Below are 8,227 nucleotides of genomic sequence, written 5' to 3'. Positions count from 1 at the left end.
GCCAAGGGCGGGCCGCTCTCGCCTGGCCTGGTGCAGCGCGCCATGGCCCGCGCCCGCGTGGCGCTGGGCCTACCGGCCACAGCCACGCCCCATGCCCTGCGTCACAGCTTTGCCACGCACCTGCTGGGCGCCGGGGCCGATCTGCGCAGCCTGCAGGAATTGCTGGGTCATGCCAGCCTGTCGTCGACGCAGATCTATACGCGGGTGGATGCGGCGACGCTGCTCGATGCCTATCGCAATGCCCATCCGCGCGAGCGGGGGGAGTAGCGCGGCACAGCGCCCCCCTCCACCACCGGCTTCGCCGGCGGTGCCCCTCCCCCCGCTTTGCGGAGGGAGGATCTTTTATTTGGCGCGGGGGAGGCGCAGGGTCGTTAACAGGCCGCCCAGGTCTTCGCTTTCGCCCAGCGTCACCGCGCCGCCATAGAGTTCGGCCACGTCGCGCACGATGGCGAGCCCCAGGCCCGTGCCGGGCTTGCCGGTATCGAGCCGGGCGCCACGGTCGAAAATCCGCTCCCGCTCCACCTCGGGAATGCCCATGCCGTCGTCTTCCACCCAGATATCGCAAAAGCGCGGATCGGTGGGCACGGCGTCGATGGTGATGAACACCGATCCGCCGCCATACTTGGCCGCGTTCTCGATGAGATTGCCCAGGATTTCATCAAGATCCTGCCGCTCGATCGCCACGCCCGCCTCGCGGTTGCCATCAAGGTCAAAGCGCACATCGGCATAGAGCCGGGTGACGGCACGCACCACGGCATCGGCGCTTTCCCATACCGTGGCCCGCGACAGGCCAGTGGCGCGGCGGCCGACGGCGCGGGCGCGGGCGAGGTGGTGATCAACCTGGCGGCGCATCACCGCCGCCTCCCGGATCACCGTATCGGACAGATCGGGCGCGTGGGCAGTCGCCGCGTTCATCACCACGGTCAGTGGCGTTTTCAGCGCATGGGCGAGATTGCCGGCATGGGTGCGCGCTTCTTCCGCCTGCTTTTCCGAATGGGCCAGCAGCAGGTTGATTTCCTCGACCAGCGGCTGGACTTCCAGGGGCAGCGGCTCGTTCACGCGCGATGCGCCGCCTTCGCGCATGGCCGCAATCGCGCGGCGCACGCGGCGCAACGGGCCCAGGCCATAATAGGTTTGCAGGCCGGCCATGATGAACAGGCCCATGCCCAAGACCAGGAATGACCAGACCAGGATCGCACGGATACGGGTGATCTGCGCATCAAGTTCGCCACGGCTGGCCGCCACGGAAAACTGCCACAGCGTGTTGCTGCCCGGCAGGATGACCGAACGCTCGATCATCCGCAGCCGCTCGTTATCGCCAAACTGGTTGGAATCGTAGATGTGCGGCGCCGTGTCGACGTGATCGGCGCGCAGCTTCAGCGTACGATCCCACAGCGAGCGGGAGGGGAAATCGTCATGCCCCTGCCCCGAAATCTGCCAGTAGAGGCCGCTGTTGGGTTCGAGAAAGCGCTGGTCGCCCAGGGTGCGGTTGAAGAACACCTCCCCATCTGGGCCGATTTCGGCCGAAGCGACCATGGCGGTGAGCATGTAGTTGAGCTGGTCATCGAAATTGCGGGTGACCAGTCCGGTCAGCGTGCGATCAAGCGCCAGGCCGCCGCCCAGCAACAGCACCGTGACCCAGGCAAACGCGATCAGCAGCATACGCCGCGACAGCGAGCCGGTGTGCTGGCGCCCGCCTGCCGTGGCAGCGGCGGCTTCGGCGCGGTGGCGCCCGAAGCCCAGCCGCAGCAGGAGGCGGGCCAGCCGGTTCACGCCGCAGCCCTTATCCGCGCACGGCCGCCGGATCGTCGAGGCTGTAGCCCAGGCCCCGGATCGTGGTGATCACATCGGCGCCCAGCTTCTTGCGAATGCGCGTGACGAACACTTCGATCGTATTGGAATCGCGATCGAAATCCTGATCATAGATGTGTTCGATCAATTCCGTGCGGCTGACCACCTTGCCCTTGTGGTGAAGCAGATAGGACAGCAGCTTGTATTCCTGCGCCGTCAGCTTGACCGGCTCACCCTGCAGGGTGACGCGGCCCGAGCGGGTATCGAGGCGCACATCGCCGGCGATCAGTTCGGACGAGGAATTGCCCGAGGCGCGGCGGATCAGCGCGCGCAGGCGGGCGATGAGTTCTTCGGTCTGAAACGGCTTGGCGAGATAATCGTCAGCGCCAGCATCTAGGCCGGCAACCTTGTCGGACCAGCTGTCACGCGCAGTGAGCACGAGGACGGGGAACTTGCGGCCTTCCTTGCGCCACATGCCCAGCACGGTGAGCCCGTCGATTTCGGGCAGGCCCAGATCGAGGATCACCGCGTCATAGTCTTCGGTCGAACCAAGGAAGTGGCCGTCTTCCCCATCGGTCGACAGGTCCACGGCATAGCCGTTCTGCTCGAGCGTGGACTTGAGCTGCCGCCCCAGGGTCGGTTCGTCCTCGACGATCAGGATACGCATGGCAATTGGCCCCTTCTGGCGCCGGCTGCCCGGATGGACGGGCGGCGCGAACGTGCTGGAATGGTGGTTAGATGACGCCAGGAACCTGAACGGTCAAGAAACGGTTCCCGCGTGGCGCATCATGCCGTGTAACCGGCGGGGGATATCAGCGCGATTCGCCCATGACCTGGCCCGTTCGGCCATCAACATCGACGAACACCACCCGGCCTTCACGAATGAATTTCAAGCGATAGGCCCGCGCTTGGGGATCGTATTCAGGCCCGAGATACTGCGCGCCGCGCATCATCGGCAGCACGCGCGCCTCGATCTCGCGCAGCGAGCGCACATGGCCGGCTGCCAGATCCTGGCGGGCACGGTCCTGTTCGTTGCGAATCTGGGCGTTGGCCGCCGGTGCGGCGGCAGCCAGGGCCAGCACGCTGGCAGCAGCAAGGAGAAGGCGGCGGAGCATCGTCATGCCTTGTGCATGCAACAATCCTATTGAACAAGTTGTGAATAGCACCGTTTCGCCATGTTCAGGTGGACCTGTGGCCAGCCCGCCGCTAAGCGCAGGGGCTTATGGCAGCACCAATCCTGAGCTGGGAAGGGCTGGGCCTGCATCAAGGCACCGGCTGGCTTTTCCAGGACCTCGACATCCAAATCGCCCCGCGTGACCGTCTCGCCCTGATCGGGCGCAACGGCGCGGGCAAGAGCACCCTGCTCAAACTGATCGCCGGCACGATCGATGCCGACAAAGGCAAGCGTTCGGTCCAGCCCGGCGCGCGCGTGGTGACGCTGGAGCAGGACCCGTTCTTCAAGGGCTTTGCCACCTTGCGCGATTTCGCGCTGCACGGGCCCGATGCGCCCGAACCGCACGAGGTGGAAGCGATCGCCGACCAGTTGGGCATCGACCTGGCGCGTGAGGCGCAGAACGCCTCGGGCGGGGAACGGCGCCGGGCGGCGCTGGCCCGCGCTCTGGCGCAAGATCCCGATGTATTGCTGCTCGACGAGCCGACCAACCACCTCGACCTGGCGGCGATCGAATGGCTGGAAGACTGGCTGCAACGCTTCAACGGCGCGTTCGTGGTGATCAGCCACGACCGTACCTTCCTGACGCGGCTGACGCGCGCCACGCTGTGGCTCGACCGGGGCAGCCTGCGCCGCAAGGAAGTGGGCTTTGGCGGCTATGAAGCGTGGATGGAGCAGGTCCACGCCGAAGAGGCGCGCGCGGCCGACAAGCTCGATGCCAAGCTCAAGATCGAGGAGCACTGGCTGCATCGCGGCGTGACCGCGCGGCGCAAGCGCAACATGGGCCGGCTGGAAAAGCTGCACGAAATGCGCGCCGAACGCGCCGCGATGACCGGGCCGCAGGGCGCGGCCAAGCTGGCCATCGCCAGCGACGACAGCAAGACCAAGTCGGTGATCGTAGCCGATCACGTAACCAAGCGCTTTGGCGATCGCACGATCATCAAGGACTTTTCGCTGCGCATCCAGCGCGGCGACCGCATCGGCCTGGTCGGCTCCAACGGCGCGGGCAAAACCACGCTGCTGAAAATTCTGACTGGCGAACTGGCGCCCGACGAAGGCAGCGTCACGCTGGCCCAGACGCTGACCGGGGTAGTGATCGACCAGCAGCGCAGCCTGATGGCGCCCGAAAAGCGTGTGCGCGATGTGCTGGCCGAAGGCGGTGACTGGATCGACGTACGCGGTGTGCGCAAGCATATCCACGGCTATCTCAAGGACTTCCTGTTCGATCCGGGCCTGGTCGAAGCGCGCGTGGGCACGCTTTCGGGCGGCGAACGCTCGCGCCTGCTGCTGGCGCGCGAGTTTGCGCGGTTCTCCAACCTGTTGGTGCTGGACGAACCGACCAACGACCTCGACCTGGAAACGCTCGACCTGTTGCAGGAAGTGATCGGCGATTACGAGGGCACCGTGCTGATCGTCAGCCACGACCGTGACTTTCTCGATCGCACGGTCAACATCACCCTGGGCATGGATGGCTCGGGCAAGGTCGATATCGTGGTGGGCGGCTACGCCGATTGGGAGCGCCAGCGCAAGGCGCGCTTGGCCGCCCAGCCCAAGGTGGGCGCGAGCAAGGTGGCCGAGGCGGCCCCTCCCCCGCCGCCACCGGCACCGCGCAAGGCCAAGCTGACCTACAAGGATCAGCGCGACTACGAAATGCTGCCAAAGCGCATCGAGGAACTCGATGCGGCGATCGCGCGCGATGAAGCCGCGCTGGCCGATCCGGCGCTCTACACCCGCGATCCCAAGCGCTTTGCCGCGCTGAGCGAGGCCGTGGCCAAGGCGCGGGGGGAAAAGGAAGCGGCCGAGGAACGCTGGCTCGAACTGGCCGAACAGGTCGAAGGGGCCTGAACGTTCTGGCAACGGGAGCCGGGCGGCCACAAGGCCACCCGGCTCCCGTGTTGATCAGGCGCTGCGCAAACGCTCCGCAATGCGCTCGTCGATCCGCGCTTCGAGCATCGAGAGCGGCATCGAGCCTTCCTTGAGCACGGCGTGGAACCAGGGCAGACTGAACTTGTCGCCCAGCGCCGCCTGCGCCTTCTTGCGATTGGCGACCCACGCGGTGTGGCCGATCTTGTAGCTGCAGGCCTGGCCGATCATCGTGCAATAACGCTCGATCTCGCGCTGGCTGCGCGCCTGGGTAAAGCCGGTTTTTTCCACCATATAGGCCGTCGCCTTTTCCCGGCTCCAGCGATAGTGGTGGATGCCGGTGTCAACCACCAGGCGCACCGCGCGGAACAGGAACGATTGGAGATAGCCGGCGCGCTCGATGCCGTTATAGCCACCCAGTTCGTCACCCAGCTGCTCGGCATAGAGCGCCCAGCCCTCGCCATAGGCAGAGATGAAGTAATCGCGCAAAATCCACGGCAGCTCACCGCCACCCTGGGCATAGCCACCCTGGAGATGGTGCCCGGGAATGCCTTCGTGATAGGTGAGCGAGGGCAGCGTGTACTTGGGCCAGTCGTTCACCGACTTGAGATTGATCCAATAGATCGCCGGGCGTGACCCGTCGAGCGGAGCGCTGTTGTAATAGCCGTTGGGCGCACCATCCTGGATATCGGTGGGCACGGCGCGGATCACCAGCGGATCGTTGGGGATGTCGGCAAAGGCGCGCGGCAGCTTTTCGCGCATCGCGGCCACGCTCTTGTTGAGCCCCGCGATCAGATCGGTGCGGCCCTGCGCGGTATCGGGATAGAGCTGGTCGCTGGCGCGGTTGAGCGCCGAAAGCCGCTCGCCCACGGTGCCGGTGGTGTGCCCGGCCGCCTTGAGCACGGTATCGAGCTGGCCGGTGATATCGGCCACCTGCTCCAGGCCCATCTTGTGCACCTGCTCGGGGCTGAGCGTGGTGGTGGTGGCACTGGCGAGCGCGGCGGCGTAGATGTCATCGCCACGCTTGAGGCGCCACACGCCATCGCCGGGCGCCGACTTGCCACGCAGGCGGCGGTGCAGCGCGATCTGGCGATCGAGCGCGGGATAGACCTTGTCCTTGACGATCGCCGTGGCGCGGCCCTGCCAATCGCCGGCCAGGCCCTTTTCACGGGCGCGCCGCACCAGCGAGGTGACCAGCCCGCTTTCGCCAGCCGGCACGCCGCGCAGCTTGCCCATCTGGCCCAGCGCCAGATCGATCGCCCAGGCCGGGGGAATGCGGCCCAAGCCGGCTTGGCGCGCCACTTCGGCGGTCTGATCATCGAGCACGACCGGGAACGCGGCCAGGCGATCGAGATAGGCCTCGGCATCGTCGAGCTTTTCGATCGGATGCTGGTTATCGAGGAAATCAGGCACGGAGAAATAGGCGCCGCGCTGCTGATCGATAGTGAACGGCGTTTGCGGATCATCGATATCAAAGGCAGCGCCGCTCAACTGGTCACCCAGGCGATGCAGGACGATGGCACGATTGCGCTTGTTGGCAGCGCTCAATCCGGCCGGATCGAACCCGGCGACCGCAGCGCGGGCATCGCGATAAAACGCCAGGCTGGCTTCGCGGCCGCCCTGCCCGGCGCTGTCGAGCCGGTGGCGCAGCATGGCGCGCACGCCGGTATCGAGGCCAAGACCGGTCGCGCGTTCCGGCTCGATCAGCAGGCTGGACCAGAAAATGCGATCGAGCAGGGAAACAAATGCTGCGTCGCCAGTATCTTGGGCAAATGCCAAGCCCGGCATGCCAGCCAGCAGGCCACCCGCCATGGTGCCGCCAGCCAGCGAAAGGAAGGCGCGTCGTTCCAAACCGTGCATCATCTAAAGGGTCGCTCCCTGGCTTTTTGTTTCAAGTTAGACGAGGTGCCACGGCCACCGTGCAGCGACAATCAAAATGATACGGCGATCGACCAAATCACGATATGAATCGACCAACGCCGGTTCTCGTGATCAATTGTGCAAGGATGCTTGCCCTGCCGTCCAAATTACGGGTAAGAAAGCATAACACCTCACGCCTGTAGATGTGGACCATCCCCGATGATCAACAGAATTCGCGAAATTCGCAGGCAAAAGGGGCTTACGCTGGCCGACGTTGCCGCGCGCTGTAATCCCGCCACTACGGCGCAAACGATCGGCCGCCTGGAAACCGGCACCCGATCGCTTTCACTCAAGTGGATGAACCGGATCGGTGCCGCCCTGGGCATCGATCCCGAACTGCTCGTGCGCGCGGGAGACGACGCGCAGGCGCATGTCGTGGCGCGCCTCACCCCGGTGGGCGCCGAACCGGTGCCAACCCCGATCCTGGCGCAATTGCCCGACACGCTGCTGGGGCGCGAGGGGCTGATGGCGCTCTCTGTGGAAGCCAGCGCGGGTGATTGGCGTGCGGGTGACCAGGTATGGCTGCGCCGGCTCGACGCCGCCGAGATCGGCCGTGGTCTCAACCGCGATGTGCTTGCGCCGCGGCCCGGCGGGCGCTTTGCCTTTGGCCGGATGATCGACCATCGCGATGGCCGCGTGGCGTTGCTGCCGCCCGGGCCCGGCCAACGGCAACTGGTGATCGATCGCCCGGCGTGGATTGCCGTGGCCGAAGTTCTGGTTCGCCCACTCTGACGCCAAACCGCCGCAATATCCGGCTCTCCAGGCCCTTTGTGTCCATTCCGGTACGCTTGCCCTCGCACACGCAGCATTTTCGCGCTACGCCCTGAGCCATGACGTTGCGCCTGCTCAGCTTGTCCACGCTCTATCCTGCCTCGCTTCGGCCCGGTTTTGGCCGGTTCGTGGCGCGGCAAATGGAAGCGCTGGCCGCGCGGCCCGATTGGGACGTGACGGTGATCAATCCGATCGGCCTGCCCCCCCTGCCCGGCGCACTGATGCCGCGTATCTATCGCCCGTTGTTGGAAATTCCGCCGATGGAACGGCGCAGCGGCGTGCCGGTGCATCATCCGCGGTTTCGCCTGCTGCCGGGTCTTTCCGGCCGCCTGAACCCGGCGCTGATCGTGCGTGCGGTGCTGCCGCTGGCGCGGCGGCTTCATGCCGAGCAGCCGTTCGACATGGTGGACGCGCAGTTCTTCTATCCCGATGGCCCCGCCGCCGCGCGGATCGCTGATGCGCTGGGCCTGCCCTATGCCATCAAGGCGCGCGGATCAGACATTCACGTATGGGGACATCGGCCAGAGGCGCTGCGCCAGATGACCGCCGCGGCCCAGGGCGCCGGGGCGCTGCTCAGCGTGTCACAGGCGCTGGCTGACGACATGGCCGATCTGGGCCTGCCCGAACGCGCCATCACCGTGCACTATACCGGGCTTGATCATGGCCGTTTCCACCCCCGCCCCCGCGCCGCGTCGCGCGCAATCCTGGCCG

Annotated in this window: 8 protein-coding genes; 4 read left to right on the top strand and 4 right to left on the bottom strand. The window is 66.0% G+C overall.

What is annotated here, in order from left to right:
• On the top strand, positions 1 to 267 hold a 267-nt coding region (locus tag H926_RS0109060; RefSeq protein ID WP_028657788.1), incomplete at its 5' end, for a tyrosine-type recombinase/integrase.
• Positions 268 to 342: 75 nt separating this feature from the next.
• On the opposite strand, the gene H926_RS0109055 is transcribed toward H926_RS0109060, so the two are convergent.
• From H926_RS0109055 to H926_RS0109045, 3 genes are all read right to left on the bottom strand, one after another.
• Positions 343 to 1,662 carry a sensor histidine kinase gene (locus tag H926_RS0109055; RefSeq protein WP_028657787.1) on the bottom strand — a complete coding sequence of 440 codons (1,320 nt, stop codon included), beginning with the start codon at positions 1,660 to 1,662 and terminating at the stop codon, positions 343 to 345.
• Positions 1,663 to 1,783: 121 nt separating this feature from the next.
• Positions 1,784 to 2,458 (bottom strand): response regulator transcription factor, encoded by a 675-nt coding sequence (locus H926_RS0109050; RefSeq protein WP_022676009.1) that lies wholly within the window; start codon positions 2,456 to 2,458, stop codon positions 1,784 to 1,786.
• A 145-nt stretch (positions 2,459 to 2,603) separates the two neighbouring features.
• Positions 2,604 to 2,906, bottom strand: coding sequence for a hypothetical protein (locus H926_RS0109045; RefSeq protein ID WP_369801227.1), 303 nt, complete (start codon positions 2,904 to 2,906; stop codon positions 2,604 to 2,606).
• 107 nt (positions 2,907 to 3,013) lie between these two features.
• Between H926_RS0109045 and H926_RS0109040 the strand changes: the two genes are divergently transcribed.
• Positions 3,014 to 4,807: an ABC-F family ATP-binding cassette domain-containing protein gene (locus H926_RS0109040; RefSeq protein ID WP_022676007.1), complete on the top strand. Its 1,794-nt coding sequence runs from the start codon at positions 3,014 to 3,016 to the stop codon at positions 4,805 to 4,807.
• A 54-nt stretch (positions 4,808 to 4,861) separates the two neighbouring features.
• Here H926_RS0109040 and H926_RS0109035 read toward each other — a convergent pair whose 3' ends face one another.
• Entirely contained in the window at positions 4,862 to 6,688 is a 1,827-nt protein-coding gene (locus H926_RS0109035; protein ID WP_022676006.1) for a DUF885 family protein, read from the bottom strand.
• Positions 6,689 to 6,904: 216 nt separating this feature from the next.
• Between H926_RS0109035 and H926_RS0109030 the strand changes: the two genes are divergently transcribed.
• On the top strand, positions 6,905 to 7,477 hold the full coding sequence (locus tag H926_RS0109030) for a helix-turn-helix domain-containing protein (RefSeq protein ID WP_022676005.1): 573 nt from the start codon (positions 6,905 to 6,907) through the stop codon (positions 7,475 to 7,477).
• A gap of 98 nt (positions 7,478 to 7,575) precedes the next feature.
• The coding region (locus tag H926_RS0109025; protein WP_022676004.1) for a glycosyltransferase at positions 7,576 to 8,227 on the top strand (652 nt) is incomplete at its 3' end.

This window comes from Novosphingobium sp. B-7, from assembly GCF_000410615.1.
Taxonomy (GTDB): Bacteria; Pseudomonadota; Alphaproteobacteria; order Sphingomonadales; family Sphingomonadaceae; genus Novosphingobium; species Novosphingobium capsulatum.
Note: the sequence above shows the minus strand (reverse complement) of the source record. Positions and strands in the feature narration are given on the sequence as shown.

Coding starts and splice junctions, on each gene's coding strand:
- H926_RS0109030 (WP_022676005.1), top strand. CDS start 6,905: ATGATCAACAGAATTCGCGAAATTCGCAGGCAAAAGGGGCTTACGCTG.
- H926_RS0109050 (WP_022676009.1), bottom strand. CDS start 2,458: ATGCGTATCCTGATCGTCGAGGACGAACCGACCCTGGGGCGGCAGCTC.
- H926_RS0109040 (WP_022676007.1), top strand. CDS start 3,014: ATGGCAGCACCAATCCTGAGCTGGGAAGGGCTGGGCCTGCATCAAGGC.
- H926_RS0109055 (WP_028657787.1), bottom strand. CDS start 1,662: ATGCTGCTGATCGCGTTTGCCTGGGTCACGGTGCTGTTGCTGGGCGGC.
- H926_RS0109045 (WP_369801227.1), bottom strand. CDS start 2,906: ATGCTCCGCCGCCTTCTCCTTGCTGCTGCCAGCGTGCTGGCCCTGGCT.
- H926_RS0109035 (WP_022676006.1), bottom strand. CDS start 6,688: ATGATGCACGGTTTGGAACGACGCGCCTTCCTTTCGCTGGCTGGCGGC.